This is a genomic window from Zoogloea oleivorans (genome assembly GCF_008107625.1).
Taxonomy (GTDB): Bacteria; Pseudomonadota; Gammaproteobacteria; order Burkholderiales; family Rhodocyclaceae; genus Zoogloea; species Zoogloea oleivorans.
This window is the reverse complement of the sequence record NZ_SDKK01000001.1, coordinates 221844-246856: the sequence shown is the minus strand read 5'-3', so window position 1 is coordinate 246856 and position 25013 is coordinate 221844. Positions and strand designations below refer to the sequence as shown.

At 62.5% G+C, this 25013-nt stretch carries 20 protein-coding genes; 8 read left to right on the top strand and 12 right to left on the bottom strand.

Annotated features, from left to right (window positions below; all coding sequences use genetic code 11):
- Positions 1-360, top strand: a 360-nt coding sequence (locus tag ETQ85_RS01140) for a TPR end-of-group domain-containing protein (RefSeq protein ID WP_222862014.1), incomplete at its 5' end; no start/stop codon positions are given.
- A gap of 105 nt (positions 361-465) precedes the next feature.
- On the top strand, positions 466-2217 hold the full coding sequence (locus tag ETQ85_RS01135) for a cation:proton antiporter domain-containing protein (protein WP_246128563.1): 1752 nt from the start codon (positions 466-468) through the stop codon (positions 2215-2217).
- Positions 2218-2230: 13 nt separating this feature from the next.
- On the opposite strand, the gene ETQ85_RS01130 is transcribed toward ETQ85_RS01135, so the two are convergent.
- Together ETQ85_RS01130 and ETQ85_RS01125 are read right to left on the bottom strand one after the other, a co-directional pair.
- Complete coding sequence (locus tag ETQ85_RS01130) at positions 2231-3487, bottom strand: HD-GYP domain-containing protein (protein ID WP_148577275.1); 1257 nt, start codon at positions 3485-3487, stop codon at positions 2231-2233.
- 11 nt (positions 3488-3498) lie between these two features.
- Positions 3499-4284, bottom strand: a complete 786-nt coding sequence (locus ETQ85_RS01125) for an AraC family transcriptional regulator (RefSeq protein ID WP_148577274.1) — start codon at positions 4282-4284, stop codon at positions 3499-3501.
- Positions 4285-4405: 121 nt separating this feature from the next.
- On the opposite strand from ETQ85_RS01125, the gene ETQ85_RS01120 reads away from it, so the two are divergent.
- Complete coding sequence (locus ETQ85_RS01120) at positions 4406-5599, top strand: YbfB/YjiJ family MFS transporter (protein WP_148577273.1); 1194 nt, start codon at positions 4406-4408, stop codon at positions 5597-5599.
- Positions 5600-5957: 358 nt separating this feature from the next.
- Here ETQ85_RS01120 and ETQ85_RS01115 read toward each other — a convergent pair whose 3' ends face one another.
- Entirely contained in the window at positions 5958-6713 is a 756-nt protein-coding gene (locus ETQ85_RS01115; protein ID WP_148577272.1) for a hypothetical protein, read from the bottom strand.
- Between the two features lie 846 nt (positions 6714-7559).
- Between ETQ85_RS01115 and ETQ85_RS01110 the strand changes: the two genes are divergently transcribed.
- Both ETQ85_RS01110 and ETQ85_RS01105 read left to right on the top strand, forming a co-directional pair.
- Positions 7560-8429 (top strand): glycosyltransferase family 2 protein, encoded by an 870-nt coding sequence (locus ETQ85_RS01110; protein WP_148577271.1) that lies wholly within the window; start codon positions 7560-7562, stop codon positions 8427-8429.
- A gap of 58 nt (positions 8430-8487) precedes the next feature.
- A complete protein-coding gene (locus ETQ85_RS01105; RefSeq protein WP_187394538.1) occupies positions 8488-11439 on the top strand; it encodes a glycosyltransferase family A protein in 2952 nt (983 codons plus the stop codon).
- Here the strand turns inward: ETQ85_RS01105 and ETQ85_RS01100 are convergent.
- On the bottom strand, positions 11405-12265 hold the full coding sequence (locus ETQ85_RS01100; protein ID WP_148577269.1) for a hypothetical protein: 861 nt from the start codon (positions 12263-12265) through the stop codon (positions 11405-11407). The genes ETQ85_RS01105 and ETQ85_RS01100 overlap by 35 nt on opposite strands.
- A gap of 256 nt (positions 12266-12521) precedes the next feature.
- Between ETQ85_RS01100 and ETQ85_RS01095 the strand changes: the two genes are divergently transcribed.
- Entirely contained in the window at positions 12522-13064 is a 543-nt protein-coding gene (locus ETQ85_RS01095; protein ID WP_148577268.1) for an HNH endonuclease, read from the top strand.
- 155 nt (positions 13065-13219) lie between these two features.
- Here the strand turns inward: ETQ85_RS01095 and ETQ85_RS01090 are convergent, their stop codons facing one another.
- From ETQ85_RS01090 to ETQ85_RS01075, 4 genes are all read right to left on the bottom strand, one after another.
- On the bottom strand, positions 13220-13684 hold the full coding sequence (locus ETQ85_RS01090) for an RES family NAD+ phosphorylase (protein ID WP_148577267.1): 465 nt from the start codon (positions 13682-13684) through the stop codon (positions 13220-13222).
- Positions 13684-14112 (bottom strand): antitoxin Xre/MbcA/ParS toxin-binding domain-containing protein, encoded by a 429-nt coding sequence (locus ETQ85_RS01085; protein WP_148577266.1) that lies wholly within the window; start codon positions 14110-14112, stop codon positions 13684-13686. Before ETQ85_RS01085 ends, ETQ85_RS01090 begins: the two co-directional genes overlap by 1 nt.
- A gap of 83 nt (positions 14113-14195) precedes the next feature.
- The gene (gene purT / locus ETQ85_RS01080) at positions 14196-15407 is read right to left on the bottom strand and encodes a formate-dependent phosphoribosylglycinamide formyltransferase (RefSeq protein ID WP_148577265.1); all 1212 of its coding nucleotides are present in this window, start codon (positions 15405-15407) and stop codon (positions 14196-14198) included.
- A gap of 64 nt (positions 15408-15471) precedes the next feature.
- Positions 15472-17103 (bottom strand): methyl-accepting chemotaxis protein, encoded by a 1632-nt coding sequence (locus tag ETQ85_RS01075; RefSeq protein WP_148577264.1) that lies wholly within the window; start codon positions 17101-17103, stop codon positions 15472-15474.
- Positions 17104-17419: 316 nt separating this feature from the next.
- Here ETQ85_RS01075 and mutL point away from each other — a divergent pair, with 316 nt between their 5' ends.
- The gene (gene mutL, locus ETQ85_RS01070) at positions 17420-19267 is read left to right on the top strand and encodes a DNA mismatch repair endonuclease MutL (protein WP_148577263.1); all 1848 of its coding nucleotides are present in this window, start codon (positions 17420-17422) and stop codon (positions 19265-19267) included.
- Here the strand turns inward: mutL and ETQ85_RS01065 are convergent.
- The 4 genes from ETQ85_RS01065 to ETQ85_RS26050 form a co-directional block, all read right to left on the bottom strand.
- Positions 19264-20913: a hypothetical protein gene (locus ETQ85_RS01065; RefSeq protein ID WP_148577262.1), complete on the bottom strand. Its 1650-nt coding sequence runs from the start codon at positions 20911-20913 to the stop codon at positions 19264-19266. The two genes, mutL and ETQ85_RS01065, sit on opposite strands and share 4 nt — an antisense overlap.
- 195 nt (positions 20914-21108) lie before the next feature.
- The gene (locus ETQ85_RS01060) at positions 21109-23265 is read right to left on the bottom strand and encodes a putative bifunctional diguanylate cyclase/phosphodiesterase (protein WP_187394537.1); all 2157 of its coding nucleotides are present in this window, start codon (positions 23263-23265) and stop codon (positions 21109-21111) included.
- Positions 23266-23270: 5 nt separating this feature from the next.
- Positions 23271-24059, bottom strand: a complete 789-nt coding sequence (locus tag ETQ85_RS01055; protein ID WP_148577260.1) for a hypothetical protein — start codon at positions 24057-24059, stop codon at positions 23271-23273.
- A gap of 149 nt (positions 24060-24208) precedes the next feature.
- A complete protein-coding gene (locus ETQ85_RS26050) occupies positions 24209-24355 on the bottom strand; it encodes a hypothetical protein (protein WP_187394536.1) in 147 nt (48 codons plus the stop codon).
- A gap of 145 nt (positions 24356-24500) precedes the next feature.
- On the opposite strand from ETQ85_RS26050, the gene ETQ85_RS01050 reads away from it, so the two are divergent.
- Positions 24501-25013, top strand: a 513-nt coding sequence (locus tag ETQ85_RS01050) for a pseudouridine synthase (RefSeq protein WP_187394535.1), incomplete at its 3' end; no start/stop codon positions are given.

Genomic DNA, 25013 nt, shown 5'->3' with positions numbered 1-25013 from the left:
GCACCGGCACCGGCACCGGCTATCGTGGCGCCGCCAGCCCGCGAGGTCGCCGCCCCAGCCCCAAGTGCCAGCCCGGTGGACCTGATCCGCCACGCCGAACGGAAACTCGCCGCCAACGAACTGCCTGAAGCCGAGGCCCTGCTTGTGCAGGCACGCCAGCAACGCGGCGATGAACCGATGATCGACTACAATCTGGCCATCCTGCGCATGCGCGCAGGGGACGAAGACGCAGCGGTACGCCATTTGCGCGACGCCTTCCAGCATGGATTCCGCGGTTTTTCTTTGCTTGATGCCTCAGCCGATCTCGCCCCACTCAAGACCGACCCCCGCTACAACGCGCTCCTGACCCGCTACCGGTAAGCTCCGCGCCCCCGCGCGGGGCAAAATCACCGGATCGGCGTCGCAGAGCAGGCCCTTCACATCGCTGCGGCAGGAATAAAATCGGCTTCTGCCGAACCTGCCCGGATGGCGAGCGTCGAACAGGCTCGCACCCACTCTACAAACCTGCCCCTGCCGATGCCTCATAACGTTTCCCTGATTGCCCTCATTGCTACCGGCTTCGGCCTGGCCCTTGTCCTCGGCATGCTCGCCGCCCGCCTGCGCATGCCGCCGCTGGTCGGCTATCTGCTGGCCGGCATGGCCATCGGCCCCGGCACGCCGGGTTTTGTCGCCGACATCGGCCTGGCCAGCCAACTGGCGGAAATCGGGGTGATGCTGCTGATGTTCGGCGTCGGGCTGCATTTCTCGCTGGATGACCTGCTGGCGGTGCGCAAGATCGCCGTGCCCGGGGCCATCGTGCAGATTGCCGTGGCCACCGGCCTGGGCGCCGGCACGGCCTTGTGGTGGGGCTGGCCGGTGGGCGAGGCGGTGGTCTTCGGCCTGGCCTTGTCGGTGGCCAGCACGGTGGTGCTGCTGCGCGCGCTGGAGGCCAAGGGCATCCTCGAATCGACCAACGGGCGCATCGCGGTGGGCTGGCTGGTGGTGGAAGATCTGGCGATGGTGCTGGTGCTGGTGCTGCTGCCGGCCCTGGCCCCGCTGCTGGGCGCCAAGGACGCCGCACCACTGGCCGACTTTCGCGACCTGGCCCTGACCGTCGGCCTCACGCTGGCCAAGGTGTCGGCCTTCATCGCGCTGATGCTGGTGGTTGGCCGGCGGGCCTTTCCGAAAGTGCTGTGGCTGGTGGCGCGCACCGGCTCGCGGGAGCTGTTCACGCTGTGCGTGATCGCCGCTGCGGTGGGTGTGGCCTACGCCTCGGCGGTGCTCTTCGACGTGTCCTTCGCGCTGGGCGCCTTCTTCGCCGGCATGATGATGCGCGAATCGGAGTTCAGCCACCGCGCGGCGGAAGACTCGCTGCCGCTGCGCGACGCCTTCTCGGTGCTGTTCTTCGTATCGGTGGGCATGCTTTTCGATCCACAGGTGCTGATTGAGGCGCCCTTCAAGGTGGCCGTTGTGGTGGCGATCATCCTGGTCGGCAAGACCATCGCCGCCATCGCGCTGGTGCTGGCCTTCCGCTACCCGCTCAATACGGCCCTGACGGTGGGGGCCAGCCTGGCCCAGATCGGCGAGTTCTCGTTCATTCTGGCCGGACTGGGGCTGGGCCTCGGCTTGCTCAGCATGGAAGGGCAGAACCTGATCCTTGCCGGGGCGCTGATTTCCATCGCCCTCAACTCGCTGCTTTTCGCCGCCATCGAGCCGGCCCAGGCGTGGGCGCGGGCCCGTTCGGCGTGGGCGCGCAAGCTCGACCTGCGCGACGACCCGCTCGCCGCCCTGCCCATGTCCACCGACCGCAAGCTGCTTTCCGGGCAGGTGGTGCTGGTGGGCTACGGCCGGATCGGCCAGCACATGGCCGCCGCCCTTGAGCTGCGCCACATTCCCTTTGTGGTTGCCGACAGCAACCGCGAGGTGGTGGAGAACCTGCGCCGCGCCGGCAAGGCCGCGGTGACGGGCGACGCCTCCGACCCGATCGTGCTCGTCCAGGCCCATATCACCCGCGCCGCCATGCTGGTGGTGACCACCCCCGACCCGCTGGCCAGCCGCAAGATGGTGGACATCGCCCGCAAGCTGAACCCCGGCATCGAAGTGGTGCTGCGCGCCGACAACGAAGACGGCGCCGCCCTCTTGCGTGCCGACAAGCTCGGCGAAGTGTTCGTCAGCGAGCAGGAACTGGCCCTGGGCATGACCCGCTACGTGCTTGGCCGCCTGCCCAGCGAGGCATAAACAGCCTGAGGCCTCAGGACGACGCCAGACTTGCGGGAAAGTGATGAAAGGTTGGCTGGGCAACGACCATCGCCTCATCCGCCACGGCCAGCAGCGTCGCCGTCACCTGGGCATCGATACGCCCCTGGCTGGCCAGTTCGGCGATGAAACCACTCACCTCCTTCACCGACAGCCCGGTGCGATACGGCCGCTTCTGCACCATCGCCTGAAAGATGTCGGCCACCCGCAGGATGCGCGCTTCAATCGGCAGCGCGTCGCCCTTGATATGGAAAGGATAGCCGCTGCCATCGGGCTCCTCGTGATGCCAGGCGGCCCACCGCGTGATCTCCTCGAAGCCGGCGATGTTGTGCAGGATGCGGAAGGTTTCGAAGCTGTGGGTATTGATGATGCGGCGCTCCATGGCGTCGAGCCGGCCGGGCTTGTCGAGGATTTCATCGGGCACCCGCAGCTTGCCCAGGTCGTGCAGCAAACCGGCAATTTCCAGCTTGTCGCAGTTTTCCTCAGTCACCCCCAGGCGCTCGGCCAGAAAGCGCGACAGCTGCGCCACCCCCAACGAATGTTCAGCGGTGAAGGGGCTCTTGGCATCGACAATGCGGGCAAAGATGCAGGCCAGCTGCTTGAGTTCGGCGATGGACGCCGGGTAGTCGTCGTCACGCTTGAGCAGCTCAAGCAGGCAGGCCTGGATCGAGCGCGGCTCCAGCATCAGCCAGAAGGCTTCGGTGCGCGAAGCCTTGAGAAACAGCTCGACCAGCTCTGGTGAGAAGTAGCTGCCCGCATGCCCGGCGATCTTGTCGCGGAGGGCATCGGTGTTCTGCAGCACGGAATTGTCGGCGTAATGAGGCGCCGCCAGCGCATCGACCCGGTCGACCAGATAGATCAGGTTGGCGTGACGCGCCACCGACGGCGTCACTTCGGTACGGGTCAGCTCTTCCCAGCGGGTGTGGTGATACAACACCGGCCGGGCCATCGGCACAAAGGGGGCAAAACCCTTGAGCAGCGCATGACCCACCTCGCAATGCACCTGCGAGCCATCCCAGTCGAACTCTTCCACCAGATGGCAATGGGTGCGCGTCGATGACACACCGATGTCGTGGAGCATGCCCAGGTCAAACAGAAACGCCACTTCGTCGTCCGGCAGGCCACCGGCCCGCCCGCACTCCGCCGCCATGATCCCGACCCGCTTGCCGTGGGCCACATCGTCCACGCCCACCAGATCGAGCGCATCCGACAGCGCGTAGATCACGTGGCGCAGATCAGCCTTGATGCTCATTTGTCACTCCTTCAACGGCCCCGGTACTCGGTCGGACTGCAGCCCATTTCCTGACGGAACATGTAGGTAAAGGCCGAGGTCGAGGCATAACCCAGTTCGAGGGCAATGTCGGTCACGCTGCGCCCGGCCCCCAGCCATTCCACGGCCCGGAACAGACGCAGGCGATGCCGCCATTCACGCAGCGTGATGCCCAGTTCCTTCTCGAAGCGGCGCGCCAGCGTGCGTGACGAAGCGCCCAGTTCGGCACCCCATTCATCCGCCCCGCGGGGGTCGGCGGGGTTGGCGTACAGCGCTTCGCAGATCTTGCGCAGCATCGGGCTTTTCGGCCACGGCAGGTGAAAGTCCTGCACCGGCAGACGCCGCAATTGCTCAAGAATGAGGCCGTTCACCTGCGCAATGTAGATATCGTCCTCGTTCCGTTTGGCGCCGTCCACCAGCTCGATGATCAAGGCCCTCAGGAAGGGAGACACCGCAAAGGCGGTGCAGGTTCGCGGCATGCCCAGGCCTGGCAGATCGGCCACGTAGAGATTGCGGAACGCGGCCCCATTCAGCGCTCCGGTGGTGTGCAGCACACCGGTGGGCACCCAGATGGCCTGCTCGGGGGTAATCACATACCAGCAGTCTTCCACCGTCACCACCAGCGTGCCCGAGGTGGCGTACACAAACTGGTTCCAGCGATGGGAATGCACCGGAAAGATGTGCCGCGCCGGCAGGCACTGGGAGCGCAGGAAGACCGGCCGCGGCAGGGTTTCGATCTCCGGCACCTCCACCGAGATCCAGTCGTCGCTCAAATCCATCTCTCCACTCCCCGGCAAAGCTGTCGTTTCATCGACACAGGAAGTCACTCTATCGAAAGCCTCCCCCTCCGCCAATCCGTAGTATCGATCTCCATAACAACCCCAAAACAGAGAGAACAGCATGACGACAGCCCAAGCCGCGCTCCCCGCGACCAGCCAGGCCGACCGCTACCGGGTGATCTTCGCCGGTATCTGTGCCCTGATCCTTACCGTGGGCCTGGCCCGCTTTGCCTACACGCCGCTCTTGCCGATCATGCGCGGCGAGGCCGGCCTCACCGATCTGGCCGGCGGCTGGCTGGCCACCTTCAACTACGCCGGCTACATCACCGGCGCACTGATGGCCGCCACCATCAGCGACCTCGGCCGCAAGTTCCAGCTCTACCGCATCGGTTTGGTGGTCGCCGTGGTCAGCACCGCCGCCATGGGCATGACGCAAGACCTCAACCTGTGGGTCGCCCTGCGCTTCGTGTCCGGGCTGTCGAGCACCGCCGGGCTGCTGATCGCCTCCGGCCTCGTCCTCAACTGGCTGATCCGCCACGGCCATCGGCCCGAGCTGGGCCTGCACTTTGCCGGCATCGGGCTGGGCATCGTGGTGTCGGGCCTGGCGGTGGCCGCCATGGTCGGCAACCTGGCCTGGGACGGCCAGTGGATCGGCCTCGGCCTGCTTGGCGTGGCCTTCTTCCTGCCCGCCTGGTTCTGGCTGCCGGCCCCCGCCGCAGTCAGCGCCCACGCCGCCGCCAGCCACCCCGCCGCCCCCGCCAAACGCTGGATGTGGCTGTTCATCGCCGCCTACTTCTGCGCCGGCTTCGGCTACGTGATCAGCGCCACCTTCATCGTCGCCATCGTCGAAAAGCTGCCGCTCTTGGCCGGCAAGGGCGGCTGGGTGTGGGTCATCGTCGGCCTCGCCGCCGCCCCCTCCTGCTTCCTGTGGGACCGCCTGTCTGCCCGCATGGGCCAGATCCCCGCCCTGCTCCTCGCCTACGGCCTGCAGATCGTGTCGATCCTGCTGCCCGCCCTGAGCGACGGCACCGCCGCCAACGTGGCCAGCGCCGTGCTCTACGGCGGCACCTTCGTCGGCATCGTCAGCCTCACCCTGTCGATCATCGGCCGCTGCTTCCCCGCCAACCCGGCCAAGGCCATGGCCCGCCTGACCCTCAGCTACGGCGTCGCCCAGATCGTCGCCCCCGCCATGGCCGGCTACATCGCCACCGCCACCGGCAGCTACCGCGGCGCCCTGTTCGTGGCCGCCTGGGTGATGGCCGCGGGGATGCTGTTCCTCATCGCCCTGCAACGCCAGGCGCAGCCGGAGAAGTAAAAAGGGGCGAAAGCCAGTCCAGCCCCGCCCCTGCCTGTGGGTCGGACTTCAGTCCGACTCAAATCGCTGAACCTGCGCTGTCGGACTGAAGTCCGACCCACAGTAAAACCTCTCCACACCCAAAAAATCGATCTCCCCCACCCGAATATCCCCCCCGGCAGACAAAATATCCCGCTCCGCCGATATTAAATCCATCCCCATCAGGGAAAGATTATGAAGCGACCGGGAAAAATCCATCCGCGCCGGGGAATTAATATCAAAATTCGTCGTTTAATCCCCGGCTGGACATATTAAATCCACGGCAGACGGGGATTAAACGACGATACCCACACATACATCCCCGATTTTCATTGATTAATCAATCGCGGAGCAGCAATCGCGGCGAGTGGCGGTAACGCCCGAAGGAAAGCGCAGCAACGGCCAACAAGGCCAGCGATGAGGGCTCGGGGATGTGCCGCCCCGTAACGTCCAGACGCCATTTGTCGATTTGCCACCCCTCGTTCCCGCAGCTCGGCAAACAAAAGTCGGCTTTACTGATATCAATCGAGAATGAACTATTAAAAATATCCAGATGATCGCCCGGGCCATTATGAGCCAGGATGGTTTCGGGAGCCGTCTGCATGTAAGTGTCAAATAAAGCACCTGAATTTGGGCGCCCCGCGCATACGCTGCCAGCAGTGCAATTGAACGTCACAGAATAAGTCGGCCCGCCACCGGCATCGCCATCGGCGGGATGCGGGTCGACTTTGTGGGTCAGCTCAACAGTTACTTCCAACTCATCGTTCACAGGTCGCACTATGGTGCTAAACAGAACCCTGGCGAGCCACTCCTGATTAAAAAGAACAGTGGATGACCGAAAGTCACTGACACGAACGTTTCCCCCCGTAACAACCAACTCAGCGTAGTTCGTCGACGAATTCCCTGCAAATGTGACGCTATTCAAGGGGTCTGAACCGGGAAAAGTGCCTGCAAACATTACTATCGCATGCGCACTTACTGGATTGAGCATCAACAACAATGTGCCGCATGCAAACCAATATTGGCGTTTGCGGCGTACAAGTGCTGTCGTGCTCGAAACACAAATACCAAGAAAATGACCAAGCATGGATAACATGACTTCCTCCTGAATTTTTATGAAAATCCAATACCCAACCGACTTATGAAAACTGCCCTCGCGACGTGAACGGATCGAGCGCTCTAGAATGAGGCAACATTCACGCCCAGAAAAAATATCGAACAAAAACAAGACGATATGGCGGCGAGGTCAGGACGGAAAATGAACAACGTAAAGAATTCCGACAAAACGGATAGTCACTGCAAACGTCTTTTGCACCCATCGGGACTCTCGTGTTCACCCGGCGCAGAGTGAGTCGGATGACAATTCATTCAAGCCCCGCTGTTTTAGCCGGGTTCTTGCCCTTGGTTGCAAACGAGAGGAAATCGATTGGGCTTTAATAGCTTCGATCATGGCCTGCCGTACATCTTTATCAGCGTCTACCCCATCGAGCTTATTTTTCAAAGTGAAGTATTACCAGTCAGCCCCGCGACAAGGCAGGCAAGACGAGGCGTAGGATTACGCCCTGCCACCCATTGTCCGAAATCGCATTCCTGCTCACCCGGCGTGCCTCCAGACAGGCAGGCCCTGATCCGATGGGAATGAAGGGCGAGAGCGAAGCAGTTCATCACGGCGAAGGGCAAGGAAGCAGGTGGAGAGTTTCGGACGAGTCGAGGTTTGGGTTTTTTTGTGGTCTGGGGGGTTGGGGGAGCTGCTATTCGGCCGTTCCGGCCGTTGCACCCACCAAGCTCGAACGACACGAATTCGCCCAGCAGCTGCCGTTTGCGAAGCGGGGTGCCGGACGGAGATTTGCGCCCATGTCGCCACATCGAATGGAACTGGCATCCGCAGCTGGCTAGGGTACCAACACCGGACTAATGAAAATGGGATAATGGTCAGCATTCAATGCTGAAACTCATTTCAATGCTGACCGCCCCTAAAGACGACAAGGACACCTACCTGACTATCGTCGGACTGATCGCAACTCTCCCATCGAGAGACACATTACTCAGGGTGGCCATCCCATCGATATCAAGCCAAGTCAGGCAATTAGATGCGTTAGTCATCGTTACCGACAACTTCTCCATGTCGGCAAACTTCGTTGAAACGCGCCAAAGACAGCTACCACGCACGGACGTCCATGTTCTGAGCAACGTGAAGGCACCCGGCGCAGCCAACACCTGGAACACAGGGATCGAGTACATCGCCGCTCACTGGCCGAAAGCCTATGTCGCGATTCTCGATGACGATGATCAGTGGGATCCCGAGCACTTGAGCATCTGCGAGGACGCAACTCGAAGTGTGGGTTCGCCAGATGTCGTAGTCTCGGGGCTTCGGACGCTCATCGATGGTGAAGAGGTACCACGTGATCCGCCGCTGTCGTTTTCCGTTGAGGATTTTCTGACCGGCAATCCCGGCTGGCAGGGGTCGAACACGTTTATCCGCCTGACAACGCTGCTTGCGGCGGGGCGTTTTACAGAAGGTCTCAAGAGCTGCAACGACAGAGATCTGGCAATCCGAGTCCTGTCGCTTCCCGATCCAAAGCTCGCCTTCACTGGTAGGCATACGGCTAGCTGGAATCTGGACACCGACAGATCCAGCCTCTCCTCTCGAAAAAGCGAGGCGAAACGCGTAGGGCTGGCGCAGTTCCTAGCGCTACATGGCCATCGGATGAATGAAGCTATCAGGCACCGTTTCTTTGAGCGCGTTGACAATCTATTCGGCTGGTCCGAAGAGGAGATTCAGGCAGAGGTTGGAGCCCCTGCGCATGCGTGACTCAGCTCCCCGGCGCCCTTGTCCCGTGCTCTCGGTTCGCGCGCTACATGCTCGCGGCATGCTCTCAGCCAAGATCCTTTCCGCCCAACTCGTCATCGGGATTACCGTTTGCAACCAGGCCCGGAGGCTGCCACGAGCACTCAAGTCGGCGCTGTCACAAACGGTCGTCGAGAACGGCCACGCGGTCGTTGTTCTGCTCGACGACCAGTCCACGGACGGCTGGCGAGAAAGTTGCTGCGAGCTGCTAGAGCATCCGAGCGTGTTGGTGATCGAAGGTATCTGTGGCTCTGCATCCCGAGCCCGCAATGCGCTGCTCGACTTCGTCGATCAACACCTTCCTGGTGCTCGTTGGGTCGCAAGGCTCGATGCGGATGACGTTCTGGCTTCCAGCGTGTCGGTCGCCGTGTTGTGCCGCGAAGGCGATGAGTCTGGGGCCCAATATGTGCTCGGCAGCAATCACCTTGCAGTTGATGAGGAGCTACTAGATCGTTCTAACATCGCGGACCCTGCAGTTTTGCTGGATCGCCAACGGTTGGTCCACTTTGTCGAAGGGTTCTGCCTGCACGGAGCGCCTCAGGAACTGCCTTCCTGTAACCTCGTGCTGCGCAGTCAATCCGGAATCCGCTATCCAGATATCCGAAGCGCCGAAGATCACTGGCTTGTGGCATCACTCCTGTGTCTACATCCCGAAAAGGGCATCGTCGTCCCTTCACCGATCTATGCGGTGTACTCGCTCGGCGGCGCCACGACGCAAGACAATCGGCGCTCCGCTCAATGGGCACTTCAGCGGGAACGCTTGGCCGTGGCAGTCCGCTGCTGGTTGGAGGCTTTAGAGAGCCAACGATCAATTCTGGGCGTTGGGCAGGAAGGCATCGTATGGCGGGAGGGCAACCGAATTCACAAACGGTTCTATCCATGGGCTATGGACGCGGACGCCGTGGAGCGGTTGAAACCTCTGTGCGATTCAGTGGGAGAAGATGGGCCGATTCCGGTGGTGGAATGGAGCATCGAGGCGGAGGGGGAAATACGATGCCACTACCAATGGACGGTCTCAAGCGCGTTTCCAGCCACTGTGCCGGAGAGCACGGTCACCCACTTCTTGCGACAACTTCATCGACACGGGTTGGTCACTTCCAACATCAAGCGATCCAATTTCAGGGTTCTGAAGGACGGCAGGCTGATCTATATCGATGTTGGCGACGACATCGTTCCTTTCACGCCTTCACGCTTCCTGGACGCAGCCGCCCGACTCTACAGCATCGCCATGCTGGGTAACTCAGACCACGAACTCGCACGGCGGACCTCGATACTGCGTCAACATGAGGCCCTTGATCAGTTGGCTGGTTTTCCTCGCTTTTATCGATCGCTCGTCGAGGGCCTATTTCCTCACGTGTCCCCGATGCAAACCAAGGTGGAGCCACCAGAAGCAGACCGTGCTTGCGATGTCACCCTTCTGATCAAGGGATGCCCGCAGGATGCCGCGCTGATGGAGGACCAAGTGCGGCACATCATCACCCAACTCTCCTCACCAAAGAAGTTTGGGAAAATTGTGCTGGCGATCGACCGGTACCAGGGCCCCTATCTGCGGCAGTTTGGTGCAGGCGATCTGGGGCGGGTCAGCGCGGTGGCGGCGGAGCTCAGATCGGTGAGTATGGTGGATGAAGTCTGGTTCTCGCCGACTGACCCTGCTGAAATCCATTCCACGTACGCACGCTGGTTCGGCAACGACCTGGTTCATGAGACCCACACCACAAGCGGCGCGCCTCTGTTCTCACAGATCTGGGCGTTCGACCAAGTCCGCACCCGCTATGTTCTTCAGTGCGATGTAGACGTACTGATCGGACGTAAAGACGTCAGCCACGATTTCATCGCGGATATGCTTGCAGCGGCGCAACCAGCGGACGTTCTGGGGGTGGGCTTCAACATTCCTCAGCCGATAGATGGCTTCAAGCCATATACCGGCAACTTTGTCCCTGAGATCAGATTTGGCCTCTTCGACCTGGAGCGACTAAAGGCTCTGCAGCCCATGACAAACCCGGTCCAGGAAGGGCGCTTCGAATGGATGTGGCACCGGGCCGTTCAGCACCGACAGCAACAAACGGGGATGCGCTGCGTGCGGGGCGGGGATAGCCGATCTTTCTACGTCCATCCGAGAAACGAAGACAAGGCCCACCGGAGCCTGCCGACTTGGCGAGACCTCATTGCACAGGGCATTGTCCCGCACGAGCAAGGTGGGGAGTGGGACTTGGTGCCTACGGCGAATTGGTCTTATCCCGCTAGGACGGAGCCGTTGGTATTCTTGATGAAGGGACGCGACACGGGATTCGCCAAACTCAAGCGGAGCATCGACTCCTTGCGGATGCAGGAGGATCAGCGCTTCGGCATCATCATCATCGACGACGCCGGTGATTTTGGAGCGACCTGGTTCATTCCAGATTTACTCGGCCCCTTGCGGGAGCGCACGACGCTCATTCGCCGGAGGAGTCGGAGCGGGTACGTCAGGAACTTCATCGAAGCCGTTGAGGTGATCTGCCAGCATGACGAAGTCCTAGTCGTTACGCTGGATCTCGACGACGTCTTGATGTCGTGGAAAGTTTCGTCACGATTGCTGAGCGCCATCGAGGACGGCGCCGACCTGATCCACGGTGTGATGTTTCGCCCCGACAAGCCGCTTCATCTCTACGAACCTGATTATGAGAATCCCCGAGAAAAGGGGGGTGGCAATGTCTGGACTCATCTGCGAGGATTTCGGAAGTCTCTGTTTCAACAGATACCAAAGGATCATCTGCGCATCAACGGGCATTGGGTCGATAACGTGACGGACTACGCCATCATGATCCCGGCGACGGAGCTCGCTCAGAAACCCGTCTTCATCCATGAAGATTTCTGCTATTACCACGAGCGTGCCCCGTACTCGACCGAGCGCAAGCACGAGCAGCAGGGAATTCTGCGCAAACTGCTTGCATATCCGCGTCTCAGCCGCCTACCAAGTCAACCTGACAAACCATGAGCCGCTGAAGGACAGCATCCAACGGTGCGGATAATCTATTGTTGAATAGCCACCAATTGGGTGTTACAGGGTTATGGCGGCTCAAGAAGAAGTGTCGCTCTAAGGTCGTCAGCCTGGTCTCCTCAGCATTGCAGGCCCAGGCTCGTCGTTCAAGGGCCGCTAGCCAGTTCAGCGTTTCGGCAAACTCACCTTCCAGATCGGACCGCGCTTGACCAAAGAGATTCTCCAGTGCCGTCACTGGATCGGTGTCTGTTGGCTCTCCGCTATTGGTCAGCGCTTCAGGGGTGAGTGAGTCCCAGATGAGGCGTTCCGGACCATTCTCACGCAGGAGGGAAAAACCGAGCCGTCGCTCTCCTAGCCAATTGTGAAAGGCACAGGGCAAGGGTTTTCGAGACGACATGCCTGGGGGGCGAATGAAGCTGGGCTTGAGGGGCATACGGTAAACGTAAACCTGCTCCGCAACCTGTAATGCAGCATGGATCGCGACTAGGCCCGACGATGGGAAACAACGAAGGATTGGCTCCAGTGTCAAGGCTGAATTTCTGAGCAGATCCTCAAACTGCTGACACCAAGCAGGCTCTAAGCACGGGGCAGCGACGACAAACGGCCGGCAATCAGTCAGTAGCCCTGCATGCTTCCAGTTCGAGATTTGAATCTCGCCTCGCACCGAGAGGGGGCGTTCATCGGATGGGTTGAATGTAACTGTCAGCTGATTCGCGATCGGCTCTTCTGCCACCCCTGGTCCATTTCCGGAGATACGTAATTTTCTAAATTGCAATTTAAAATACGGACTTGTAGTCACTAGAGAAAATTTTATATCCAGCATTAAACCATGCCGGTTCAAGGGGGCAGGGGCAAGGCTGCCGCAGCTACGCATTCCGGATTGATTTCTTTGCTGAGGCTCAGTTGGCACATCTCAACAAAACAAAGAGTTGCGAAGTTGAGATGGCTACAGGAAAGTCAGAAAGTAATGTCATTTGCGTAGCTGCGGGAGCCCTGGGTTCGGCAGGCTCCTCATCGGAGCCATGCCTCCCGATACAATGCCGCCGGATAATCGACTCCAATCCAGAGTGCCAACCAAGATGACTACACATCTCGATCGCTTGCTATTTGCCCAAGGGGGTCAGTGCTTCTTCTGCTTGAAGCCTCTGCCCAAAGCCGAGGCTTCAGTCGAGCATCTGGTCGCTAGTGCCAACGGCGGCACGAACGACGATGGGAACTGCGTGGCCTGTTGCAAGGCGCTCAACCACCTGCTGGGCTCGAAGTCGATCAAGGAAAAGATGCAGATCGTCCTCAATCAGCGCGGCAACTTCCAGTGTCCTAGTTCCGCATGTGCTCAGCCTGCGCCGCCACCTAGTCCTGCACCTGCGGCAACCGCTCCCAAGGCAGCGCTTCAATCGACCAACGGAAACCCGTCAGCAATTGATCTGGTGCTCGCCGACCTCAAAAAACGAGGAGCCTCCCGCCCACGCAAGGTTGCCACCCTGACCAGCACAATCAAGGCACTACTCAAGCAACACCAGAAGCCGAACACCGATGCGGAAATTGTCAGCCTAATCGCAGAGCTTCAGAAGCGCGGCAAAGTGATCGTCACCGACACCAAGGTCAGCTACAGGCTCGGTTAATGCAACGTGACCTAACCAGTGCTCCATTGGACTGAGAGGGTGCTGAGCGACAGCTGGCTGCCGCATAGCTGCTACTCCTTCCGCTAAACACGAATGTCGGCAAAGGCCGACAACCCGCCCCCAATCCGAATTCACCCGCTACCAGACTGGTGGCCTTAGCCCGGCCGCCGGGTAAACAGTCGCTGATCCCACACGACTTTCTCCGGCGCCGACAACACCAGGCGGCTGGCGTCCGGGTGGTGGGGGTTCACCAGGGCATTCCATTCCGGGCGGGCCAGGACCGAGGGCACCAGCAGGACGGCGCTTCTTGCCTGTTCAAGCCACAGGTCGCCAAATTCCCGTGCACAGGCGCTGTTCTCGGCATCCCATCCGGTGGGCAGCGCGTTGGCGTGGTGGCGTTCGACCGTCACGCCGGCGGGCAGCGCAGCAATGACGAAGCGCTGCGTCGCCGGGATGCGGCCGATGCTGGCGTGGGCGAGAATTTCGAGCATGGCGCAGGCGTAGCTCAGGGAGCCGTAGATGACCGGGCGGCCGGGGCTGTTCCAGCGGCCGCCGACAAGTGCGGCGCCACTGCCGTCCCACAGGGGATGGCGCTCGTCGCCGATGCGGAATATCTGCATCAGGCCGCGATCCCGTAGTACAGCCTCCAGAGCAGTTCTTCGACGCGGCGGGCGCCCAGTTCGGTCATGGAAACGTCGAGGGGCGTGCGGCCTTGCAGCATGGCGTGGGGGCTGCCCAGAAAGGCCTGGGCGTCCTGTTCCGAGTTCCAGACGTATTCGGCGGTAGCGAAGATCCGGGCCAGCCTTTCGGTCCGCCCGGACTCTTCGGCCGACAGGCTGTCGCGACGACGCTTGTAGGTGGCTTCGGGAATGATCCGGTACAGCAGCGCCTTGCGCTCTTCCGAGCTTTTGCAGACGTGCTCGATGCTGGCCTTCAGGCTTCCCTTCGGCAGGCCTTTCGAGACCATCTCGTCAAGTTCGGAAAACGAGTGCGGGACAGGCACCAGATCCATGACGGCGGCAATTTTCTGCGGACTTACAAGTAGCATGGCGACGACTCCAGAGGAATCAAGTGATTCTTGATTAATGGATCACATGATACCCAATATCAAGGTCGCCATGCGGGACAGGCTCACGCCACGGGCTTGATCTTGCTGGCCGCCAGCTTGGCCCGCTCGCGCGCTTCGTTCACGTCGGCACCGTTGGCCACCGCCACGCCCATGCGGCGCTTGGTGAAGGATTCCGGCTTGCCGAACAAACGGATGTCGCTGCGTGGCACGGCCAGCGCTTCGGCGACGCCTTCGAAGGCGATGCCGGCGGCTTCCATGCCGCCGTAGATCACCGCCGAGGCGCCCGGCTCGCGCAGGCTCACGTCCACCGGCAGGCCGAGGATGGCGCGGGCGTGAAGCTCGAATTCGGAGAAGCGCTGGGAACACAGGGTCACCAGCCCGGTGTCGTGGGGCCGCGGGCTGACTTCCGAGAACCACACGTCGTCGCCCTTCACGAACAGTTCAACGCCGAACAAACCGCGCCCGCCCAGGTTGGCGGTGACAGCCCCGGCGATCTCCCGCGCGCGGGCCAGTGCGGCCGGGCGCATGGCCTGCGGCTGCCAGGATTCGACGTAGTCGCCCGACACCTGCACGTGGCCGATGGGGTCGCAGAAGTAGGTTTGCACTTCACCGGCAGCATCTTTGGCACGCACGGTGAGCAAGGTGATTTCGTATTCAAAATCGACGAAGCCTTCGACGATGACCCGGCCCGAATTCACCCGTCCGCCGGCGGCGGCGTAGTCCCACGCCGTCTGCACGTCGTCCGGCCCCCGGAGCAGGGACTGGCCCTTACCGGAGGACGACATCACCGGTTTGACGATGCACGGGTAGCCGATGGCGGGCGCACCGTCGCTGCCGTCGATGGCGGCCTGCAACTCGGCCAGCGAATCGGCAAAGCGGTAGGGCGAGGTGGGCAGGCCGAGTTCTTCGGCGGCGAGGCGGCGGATGCCTTCGCGGTTCATGGTCAGCCTGGCGGCGCGGGCGGTGGGGATGACTTCGGCCAGGCCTTCGGCTTCGATCTCGACCAGCATGTCGGTGGCGATGGCTTCGATTTCGGGCACCACCAGGTGCGGCTTTTCCAGTTCGATCAGGGCCCGCAGAGCGGCGCCGTCGGTCATCGAAATGACGTGGGAGCGATGGGCGACCTGGTGGCCGGGGGCGTTCGGGTAGCGATCCACGGCAATCGTTTCCACGCCCAGGCGTTGCAGGGCGATGAGGACTTCCTTGCCGAGTTCGCCGGAGCCAAGCAGCATCACGCGCAGGGCGGTGGGGGAAAGAGGGGTGCCGAGTTTCATGGATCGCTCCGTGTGGGGTGAGACGCGGATTATACGGACACCCCCGCCGCTGGTGACCCGGCGCTTACGGGATGCGGAACCTGCCGATCTGCTGCTTCAGATTGCCGGCAATCCCTTCGAGCTGGTGAGCGGTGGCAGCCGTGCCACGAATGGATTCGGTGGTTTCCTCGACCATGCCGGCAATCTGCTCGACCCGCTGGGCGATGGAGGTGCTGGCGGCGCTTTGCTCGCGGGTCGCGTCGGCCACCTCGCCCACCCGTTCGAGGGTGCGGCGGGCACCGCTCTCGATAGTCTGCAGCAACTCGGTGGCCGATCCGGCCAGCTCGACGCCCTCCTGCACCTCGGGCAAGGCGGCGTTCATGGCGTCGACGGCACCCACGGTGTCGTGCTGGATGCCGACGATCATCTGCTCGATTTCGGTGGTGGCCAGGGATGTGCGTTCGGCCAGCTTGCGGACTTCGTCGGCCACCACGGCAAAGCCCCGCCCCTGCTCGCCGGCGCGGGCCGCCTCGATGGCAGCATTGAGGGCCAGCAGGTTGGTCTGGCCGGCAATTTCCTTGATCACATTGGCAATCGACGAAACCTGCCGGGCGCGCTCTTCGAGGGCATGGATGCGGCCCGACGCATCGGATACGGTGCGGGAAATCTTCTGGATCGACTCGGCCGCCAGTTGCACGCGGGTGGTGCCGAGCCCGGCGAGCTGGACGGCTTCGCGGGAGTCCACCGAGGTGTCGTGGGCACTGTCGGAAATGTGGCTGGAGCTGACGGTCAGCTCCTCGATGGCCGCCGCCATGGCCGAGGTGGCGTCGGACTGGCGTTCTGCGGCACCGGAAATATCTTCCGATACTGTGGCGATCAGCGTGGCGTTGCTGACCAGCTTGTCGGCGTCGCTGTTGATTTCTCGGACGAGCTGGCGCAGGGCCCCCACCATCGTGCCGGTCGCATGGAGCAGGCTGCCGGCCGGGGCCTGGCGGACATCCGCCGTCAGGTCGCCAGCCGCAACGCGCTGCATCACCGCCGCCGCTTCGCTCGGTTCGCCGCCCAGCTCACGCAGGATGCCGGCCCCCAGCCGCCAGCCGAAAAAGCTCAGCAAGGCCAGCAAAACCGCCGAAATACCGCCGAAGATCCAGGCAATCGACTGATAGGCCTTGTCGATGTCATCCACAAAAACCCCGGTCCCGACCATCAGGTTCCAGGGCGCGAAGGGCGCCGCGTAGGCGAGCTTGGGTTCGGGCGGCAGTTCCTTGCTGCGATCCCACATGAAGTCCACGAAGCCGCCACCCTTGCCGGCGGCCGCAGCCAGTTCGCGAATCAGCAGCTTGCCCTTGGCGTCCTTCAGATCCCATTTGCTCTGGCCCTCGAAATCGGGCTTGATGGGATGCATGAAGGTCAGCCCTTCCATGTTGTAAATGAAGAAGTATTCGTTGCCGCTGTAGCGCACCCCCCGCAGGGCTTCGCGGGCGGCACGGCGGGCGTCCTCGTCGGACAGTTTTCCGTCGGTGGCCTGGGTGTGGAAATGCTTGAGTACGCTCACGGCGCTCTCGACCTGGCTCTGGAGTTTGTCCTTGCGGTCTTCCAGCATGGTCGACTTCAGCTGGAACAGGGCCGTCAGACACAGGCACAGCAGACCAGCCAGGGTCAGGCCGACCAGCAACTGGATGCGCGTCGAAACACGCAAGGGGTTCGCGGTGCTCATTGGTTCTTCTCCGGCACAAATCGAAACCGGCGCGTGGCCTCCCGCCAACGCCGTCGATTGAGGTTTCATTACGACGACGCTGACGGTTTACTTGAACACCATTTTTTTATCGCTGCATAAGCCGGAATGCAGGCAAAAAAAACCGGGCAGTTGCCTGCCCGGCGCAGGCCTTGGCGGTGCTGTGGTACACCGTGCAGCCGCCAGACTGATCCCGCCAGCCTCCGCAGCGCCCCGCCACCGTCCGGTGAGCGGGGCGTTTTTCATTGGCCGGGGTGTCCGCATTACAATGCTCCCCCTGCCGACCGGGAACCCTGCCATGCCGATTCACCTGCTGCCTGACCACCTCATCAACCAGATCGCCGCCGGCGAGGTGGTCGAGCGGCCCGCCTCGGTGCTCAAGGAAGTACTGGAAAACGCCATGGACGCCGGCGCGACGGCCGTCGAGGTGCAACTGGAGCAAGGCGGTGTGCGACGCATCCGCGTGGCCGACGACGGCTGCGGCATTCCCAGGGACGAATTGCCGCTGGCGCTCGAACGTCACGCCACCAGCAAGATCGCCAGCCTCGACGACCTGGAACACGTGGGCACCATGGGCTTTCGCGGCGAGGCGCTGGCCGCCATTGCCGCCGTGTCGCGGATGAGCATCACCAGCCGCTTCGACACCGAACCCCACGCCTGGCGCATCGACGCCGACCCGCGCGAACTGGCCCCGGCGGCCCTCAACCACGGCTCGGTGGTGGACGTAGCCGACCTCTATTTCAACACCCCGGCGCGGCGCAAGTTCCTGAAAAGCGAAGGCACCGAGTTCGCCCATTGCGACGACGTCTTCCGCCGCGTCGCCCTGGCCCGTCCGGACGTGGCCCTGCAACTGAGCCACAACGGCCGGGTCAGCCACCGCCTGCCCTCCGGCACCAAGGAAGCGCGGGTGCGCGCCCTGCTCGGCGACGACTTCCTCGCCGCCGCCCGGCTGGTCGAAGCGGAATCCGGCCTGATCCGCCTTTCCGGCTACGCTTCGCTGCCGGCCTATTCGCGCAGCAGCCGCGATGCCCAGTTCTTCTACGTGAATGGCCGCTTCGTGCGCGACAAGCTGGTCACCCACGCCATTCGCGAGGCCTACGCCGACATCCTCCACGGCAGCCGCCACCCGGCCTACGTGCTGTTCCTGGAGCTCGACCCGTACGGCGTGGATGTGAACGTGCATCCGGCCAAGATCGAGGTACGCTTCCGTGATTCGCGGGCCATTCACCAGTTTGTGTACCACGCGCTGAAACGGGTACTGGCCGTCTCGGGCGCCGGCAGCAGCGAAAGCCTGGGCGTGCGCAACGAAGCAGAACCAGCTGGCCTCCCCAGCACGGGAAGCACGGCCTACTCAACGCCCTACGCGCCTCCCGCCGCGCTGCCGCCGCTACAGGGCCGGCTGGCCATGGAGCCGGCCTCGCGCGCCTATTTCGAATTCGCCGCCTCGGCGCGCCCCGACGCACCGGCATTTTCAGGCGCCGCCGTTTCAAACACGTTCGGCCCCCGACCCAGCCCGGCAGGCAACGAATCGGTAAATGCGTACGCCCTGCCCGCCAGCGACCTCGCCCCGCCCCTCGGCTATGCCATCGCCCAGTTGCACGGCGTGTACATCCTGGCCCAGAACGAAGCCGGCCTGATCCTCGTGGACATGCACGCCGCCCACGAACGCATCCTCTACGAACGCCTCAAAACCCTGCTCGACGGCACGCCCGGCGTGCAGCGCCTGCTGATTCCCGCTGTCTTCGGCGTCGGCACCAAGGACATGGCCAGCGCCGAAGAGCACGACGAACTGCTCGAACGCATGGGATTCGAGATCGCCCCGGCCGGCCCGCAGGAACTTGCCGTGCGCAGCGTCCCGGCGCTGCTCGCCACGGCCCCGGTGAGCGAACTGGTACGTGCGCTGCTGGCTGAACTGCGCGACTACCCGAGCACCGACGTCATCACCGCGCGGCGCAACGAGCTGCTGGCCACCATGGCCTGCCACGGCGCCGTGCGCGCCAACCGCAGCCTGACCATTCCGGAAATGAACGCGCTGCTGCGCGAAATGGAAGCGACCGAGCGGGCCGACCAGTGCAACCACGGCCGCCCCACCTGGACCGCCCTGACGATGACGGATCTGGACCGACTCTTCCTGCGCGGCCGCTAGCGCCTGCGTACCCTCATGCGCCACAGCAGGACCAGCATCAGGGCGATGCCGATCGCACTGCCTGCCCAGAAAAAAGTGTAGACCGGCGCCCCGACCCAGGCGATGCGAACCACATGGCGCCCCGGCGGAGCCGACAGTACGAACTGCCCGTTCGCGCAATGCACACTTGCTCCGTTCTCCGGCGCAACACGCCCTGCCAGTGTCGTGTAGCAGGCAACAGCGAGCGGCAGAGCCTGGATGGTGTGATCGGACTCCACCGAGATCACGCGCTGCGTGCCACCTTCGACTGCAGACCGGCAACTGACGGCATTGGCACGGCATTCTCGTGCCAGGTCTGGCGCGGGTTCTCCAGGAACGGAAAAGTTGAGGGGCACGAAATTCTTGTTGTAGCCCGCCAGCGTGTCCGGCTCCATCTGGATGGCGTCCGGCGTCTGATCCACGTTTTTGTGAAGATGCAAGAAGCCGATTGCCGGCGGCAAAACGAGCAGAACGGCAAACTCGATCCATGCCACCCGCCTGGGCAGAAAACCCCGTCCAGCGAGAAAGACGTGAGCAGCCCAGCCAATCAGGGCCGGAAACACGAAGCGGAGTGGTGTTTGCAGCTTGTCGGCAATCGACGGAAAAGCCGCCCACAGCGGATACGAAAAATCCAGGGCGGCAAAAGCACAAATGGCAGAAGCAGCCGCCAGTGTCCGATGCACGGGATCGCCAGGCTTCATCGCGCGCCAGATTCCGCCGCACAACACGAGCAGCAAAGGCACGCCCATCGACACCATCTGGACACTGATCCACCACGGCCTGGAAAAGTGCATCGAGATCAGGGGCAGCGCAAAGGAATCCTGCCAGCGAATATCCCGCGCGTAATGGGCAAGATCCAGAAAACGGGCGAAATAGACAGGCTGCACCGAAAACGGCAAGGCCATAAGGAAGGCAATGCCAACAATGGCCAGAACGTCCTTCAAGGCCGTCCACCGCCCCGCCCGGATGTAAAAGAAGCAGGCCGGCAACACGAAGGACAACAGCACGATCCCGGCCGTCAGCAAATGGCCGGCAAAGGCCGTTGCAAAAAACAATATGGCAAACAGGGGGCGCAAAAGCGTGCGCGAAGACCCGTCATTGCCCGCCAGCAGCACGAGGCCGCAAAGGCTCAATACGGAAGAAAAATAGGCTGCATAGCCCTGCACATAATAGGCAAGAAACACCGCCGCGCTCGACGTTCCGAGGCCAAGGGCCGCCAGCGCCCGATAGCGGAATTCTGCCGGGCTGGGCAGGGCCAGAAGAATCGTGACCCCGACGGCAAAGCAGGTCGTGAATGCGTAGAGGAGTGCCAGGGTGGGCCCAAAACCCATCCACTGCCAGAGCGCCGGAACAATGTACGAAACCGGGCCGTAATGATCGAAGCTGGCTTCCCCCGCCCCCGCATGCGCCAGCGGATTCCAGCGCGGAATGAAATTGCCTGACACAAACTGCTCGAAAACAAAGGCGGCATTGCGGGTGTGAAAGCGCAGATCGGTCGAGTCCGGCGCAATGTAGGCGCGGACGCAAACGAACATCAGCAACAGGCACGCGACAAGCGCCAGCAGAGCCAGGCCGTCAATATTCAAAAACAGCCTGCTTTTTGAGGGTGTGGTGCTCTGCAATGACATCAGTTGTGTGCCTCTAAAAGCTTCGACCCGGGTGACATTGCCAGAAACATCAAGCGAATCCAGGCCCGGCACGGGGAAGTGAGGGCCGTCAGATGCAAAACAATGTCGATGAACGCACTCAGCAATGCCGTTTGCTGCAATGCAAAACTGAGAGCGTCATGTTACCGGAAGCAGGCACCCCTGCGCATTACGGCCCTATACCACCTCGCATGCCTGCGGCCAGCGCAGGCTGCTGCCCATTTCCCTCAGTTTCCCGGCAATGGCCGAGGCCACGAGCGGGCGGTCGAAACGGTAGCCCTGGAACTCGTCGCAACCCAGCTCGCGCAGCAGCGTGTACTGCAGCCCCGTCTCGACGCCTTCGGCCACCACCTCCAGCCCCAGACTGTGGCCGAGGCTGATGATCGCGCGGGAAAACAGGAAATCCTCCGTATCGGGCCCCAGCCCGTCCACAAAGGATTTGTCGATCTTGATGACGTCGATGGGCAGGCTCTTCAGGTAAGCGAGGCTGGAATAGCCCGTCCCGAAATCATCCACGGCCACGGTAAGGCCGCGGGCCTTGAGGCTGCCGAGGGCCGAAATCATGTGCTTCGGATCGGCCATCAACTGGGTCTCGGTGATCTCCAGTTCGATGCAGCGGTGCGGCAGATCATGGCGATCGAGAATGCCGAAAAGCCGCTCGGCGAACTGTCCGTCGCGGAACAGCTGGACCGAGCAGTTGATGGCAATCCGCGGACAGGGCAGGCCCGCCTGGCGCCAGACGTCGAGCTGGCTGGCCACCGCCTCGATGACGAAATCGGTGATCGGCACGATCAGGCCCGTCTCCTCGGCGATCGGGATGAAGCGCACCGGCGAGATCGCCCCGAACTCGGTGCTCTGCCAGCGCAGCAGGGCCTCCAGTGCGCGCAGCTCGCCGTTGCGCCCGAGGCGGGGCTGATACACCAGCGACAACTCCTTGCGCTCGAGGGCGCTGCGCAAGGCCATTTCCAGCTCAAGACGGGCGGTGGCATTGGCACCGATTTCCGGCGTAAAGCGATGCACCCGCGCCCGCCCGGCGGCCTTGGCGGCGTACATGGCCGCATCCGCCTGCTGCAGCAGATGGGGCAAATCCCGCGCATCGTCGGGAAAGTGCGCGATACCGATGCTGGACGTCACGGTGACTTCCTGCTCGCCGAGCAGGATCGGCCGGGCAATCGATTCCTGAACCCGCGCCAGCACCGCTTCAAGCTTGCCGTCGAGGGCGCCGGCTTCGAGCATCAGCACGAACTCGTCGCCGCCGTAACGGGCCAGCACGTCCGTCGCCCGCAGGCACTGGGACAAGCGGTGCGACACCGCCAGCAACAGCTTGTCACCGTAAAGATGGCCGAGGGAATCGTTGATGACCTTGAAATTGTCGAGGTCGATGAAGGCGATGACCAGCCCCTCGCCACGCCGTTCGGCGCGCCGTGCGCTCTCTTCGAAACGCTCGGCGAAACTGCTGCGGTTGAACAGCCCGGTGAGCTGGTCACGGGTGGCCTGGTGGCGCAGGCGGCTCTCGGCCTCGCGCTGGGCAGTGACGTCGCGCACCGAGCCTTCGTAATAAAGGAAATTCCCGTCGAGGTCGCACACGCTGTGGGCGCTCTCGGAGATCCACACGATGCTGCCGTCCCGGCGGCGCACCGCCGAAACGAAATCCCGCACTTCGCCGTCGGCCTGCATCCGGGTGGTGAACTCGCTGCGCCGCTCTGGATCGACATACAACTGCCGCCCGACGTTGCGCAGCTCGGCAATCAGCTGGGCCGGCGAGGAATAGCCGTAGATCGTCGCCAGGGCCGGGTTGGCCGCCAGATAGAGGCCATCCATCGAAGTCTGGAAGAGCCCCTCGCTGCCGGAATCGAAAATACTGCGGTAGCGCAACTCGGCGTCGGCGAGCTGCTGCCGGGCACGCACTTCGTCGGTGATGTCCTTGATCTGGGCTTCCGTGTAAAACACGCCGTCGTCCCCGCGTCGCCCGGCCCCCTGCTCGCTGACCCAGCGCACGCTGCCATTGCGGTGAGTGATCCGGTAATCCACCCGATAGCGCCCCGCCGCCTCGGCGGCCTCGGTGACATGGGCCATCAGCGGCAGCCGGTCTTCGGGCAGCACAAGTCCGCTGAAAAACAGGCCATCCCCCCGGGTCAGTACCGTCGTCGGCCAGCCGCACAGGGCTTGGGCGCCATCGCCTGCATAGATCAGGCTGCGCTCACGGCCACCGGCCACGAGCCGGCCCTGGATCAGCATGCCTTCGAGCGCCGCCAGCACCCTTTCCGCCAGGGACGGCGGCTCTGCCTGGGGCAAGGCGGGAACCACGCTCAACCGGTTTGCGTTGCTTGTCACGCTACTCATTCCTGATTTACTCCAACGGAGTCCTTCAAATCAGCGCCAATGCGCTCGATCCATGCAAACACCGTATCAATCGATTCGGTCGCTGTCTTGTAGAACGCAGCCACGGGGTAATCCACCCGCTCCCGCAAAAACCCGGCCCGCACGATGTGGACCAGGCTTTCCGTTGCCGTACGCGCCACCAGCGCCTCGACGGGAGGCGCAATGCCCCGGTAGCACTGATAGGCCGTCACCAGCAAGGCCTGCGCCGACGAACACAGAAAAAGCAGGCGCGTCCGCTTGAATGCCGTACAGCCCCCCTGGGCCGCCACGCCGCAGCACATCCCGCGAATCTGCCCGAGGCACTCGGCGAGCGCCGGCAGCTGGCGGGCGTAATCCGAGACAAGACGATCCTGCTCACGGTCGAGCCCTGGCCACTGCTCGGCCAGCAGACCGATCCGCCCGAGAATCTGCTCGATCAGACGGCTGTGGCGCAGGAACGCCATCTCCGCCGAAAGCTGTCCACGCGTGGCCAGCAATGCCTGCCAGCCCGCCTCGATCTCATCCACAAAAGCGCCATCGCTACGGGCAGGAGATGCGGCCCGACAGCTCGCCAGAGCTTCATCAAGCCCGCTGACGACCCCATCGCGCGCGCAGGGATGACCGACATCCGTATGCGACCAGCCAGCACACAGCGCCCGGTGACACTGCACAAGGCGGAGCACACCCAGCAGGCGGTCGGCAAACAGGCAGGCGGGCAGAAAGTGGCGCAGACCGGACTGAACCACATGAACGGCACATTCCGTCATGCGCGCCCCGCACATGTCGGCGAACCTGGCGCAAATCCGTTCCAAAGCCGGTCTACAGATCGATGCGGGATCATGGAATCTCTCTGTTTGAATGACAGTGATTGTGCACTGCAACTACGGATGGGGAAGGGCAAGCTTTAGCGAAAAATTCACATAAAAAAACAAAAACTCACACGGAATTTTTTCCCAATGAATGATTTGCACTCACCTTTTCCCGCTCGGCACAGCACCCCGGAGGCCGGATCGGCGCGCCAGGCAAGGCGCTCGAAAACGCCGACATTGCGGCGGCGCAGCATGCAAGGCGGCACAAAACGGTGTCACGAGCACAAACACATGCACCTCTTGCCAGGAGAACGAGCCCGACGCCAGCCGCCTTTTCTTGCCGACTCGATCCCTAAGCCCGGATAATGGAAGGTTAGACAGGTATCTCATCTCCTTCCCGTGAAACTCGAACGCATCCTCCAGAACCAGGGCTTTGGCAGCCGTCGCCAGTGCCGTCAGCTTGTTGAACTTGGCGAAGTCCGCATCGCCGGCGAAGTCATGGACAACCCCGGCGCCGAGATCGCCACGGCCGGCCTCGTCTTCGAAGTGGAAGACGAACCCTGGACCTACCGGGAAAAAACCTACGTCGCCCTCTACAAGCCGGCCGGCTACGAGTGCTCCCACGAGCCCAAGCACCACCGCAGCGTGTATTCGCTGCTGCCCTACCAGCTGGTCGCCCGCGACGTGCAAAGCGTCGGGCGGCTCGATGTGGACACCACCGGGCTGCTGCTGTTTTCCGACGACGGCGCCTTCATCCACAACCTGTCGTCTCCAAAGAAGCACGTGCCCAAGACCTATCGGGCCGAACTGGCCGAAGACGGCACCGAAGCCCTCGTGCAACAGTTGCTCGACGGCGTCGACCTGATCGAAGAACCCCAGCCCGTGCGCGCCCTCACCGCCCGCCTGCTGGCC

Bases quoted from the DNA above. Each gene is read 5' to 3' on its own strand.
- ETQ85_RS01135 (WP_246128563.1), top strand. From the start codon at position 466: ATGGCGAGCGTCGAACAGGCTCGCACCCACTCTACAAACCTGCCCCTG.
- ETQ85_RS01130 (WP_148577275.1), bottom strand. From the start codon at position 3,487: ATGAGCATCAAGGCTGATCTGCGCCACGTGATCTACGCGCTGTCGGAT.
- ETQ85_RS01125 (WP_148577274.1), bottom strand. From the start codon at position 4,284: ATGGATTTGAGCGACGACTGGATCTCGGTGGAGGTGCCGGAGATCGAA.
- ETQ85_RS01120 (WP_148577273.1), top strand. From the start codon at position 4,406: ATGACGACAGCCCAAGCCGCGCTCCCCGCGACCAGCCAGGCCGACCGC.
- ETQ85_RS01115 (WP_148577272.1), bottom strand. From the start codon at position 6,713: ATGTTATCCATGCTTGGTCATTTTCTTGGTATTTGTGTTTCGAGCACG.
- ETQ85_RS01110 (WP_148577271.1), top strand. From the start codon at position 7,560: ATGCTGAAACTCATTTCAATGCTGACCGCCCCTAAAGACGACAAGGAC.
- ETQ85_RS01105 (WP_187394538.1), top strand. From the start codon at position 8,488: ATGCTCTCAGCCAAGATCCTTTCCGCCCAACTCGTCATCGGGATTACC.
- ETQ85_RS01100 (WP_148577269.1), bottom strand. From the start codon at position 12,265: ATGCTGGATATAAAATTTTCTCTAGTGACTACAAGTCCGTATTTTAAA.
- ETQ85_RS01095 (WP_148577268.1), top strand. From the start codon at position 12,522: ATGACTACACATCTCGATCGCTTGCTATTTGCCCAAGGGGGTCAGTGC.
- ETQ85_RS01090 (WP_148577267.1), bottom strand. From the start codon at position 13,684: ATGCAGATATTCCGCATCGGCGACGAGCGCCATCCCCTGTGGGACGGC.
- ETQ85_RS01085 (WP_148577266.1), bottom strand. From the start codon at position 14,112: ATGCTACTTGTAAGTCCGCAGAAAATTGCCGCCGTCATGGATCTGGTG.
- purT (WP_148577265.1), bottom strand. From the start codon at position 15,407: ATGAAACTCGGCACCCCTCTTTCCCCCACCGCCCTGCGCGTGATGCTG.
- ETQ85_RS01075 (WP_148577264.1), bottom strand. From the start codon at position 17,103: ATGAGCACCGCGAACCCCTTGCGTGTTTCGACGCGCATCCAGTTGCTG.
- mutL (WP_148577263.1), top strand. From the start codon at position 17,420: ATGCCGATTCACCTGCTGCCTGACCACCTCATCAACCAGATCGCCGCC.
- ETQ85_RS01065 (WP_148577262.1), bottom strand. From the start codon at position 20,913: ATGTCATTGCAGAGCACCACACCCTCAAAAAGCAGGCTGTTTTTGAAT.
- ETQ85_RS01055 (WP_148577260.1), bottom strand. From the start codon at position 24,059: ATGACGGAATGTGCCGTTCATGTGGTTCAGTCCGGTCTGCGCCACTTT.
- ETQ85_RS26050 (WP_187394536.1), bottom strand. From the start codon at position 24,355: ATGCTGCGCCGCCGCAATGTCGGCGTTTTCGAGCGCCTTGCCTGGCGC.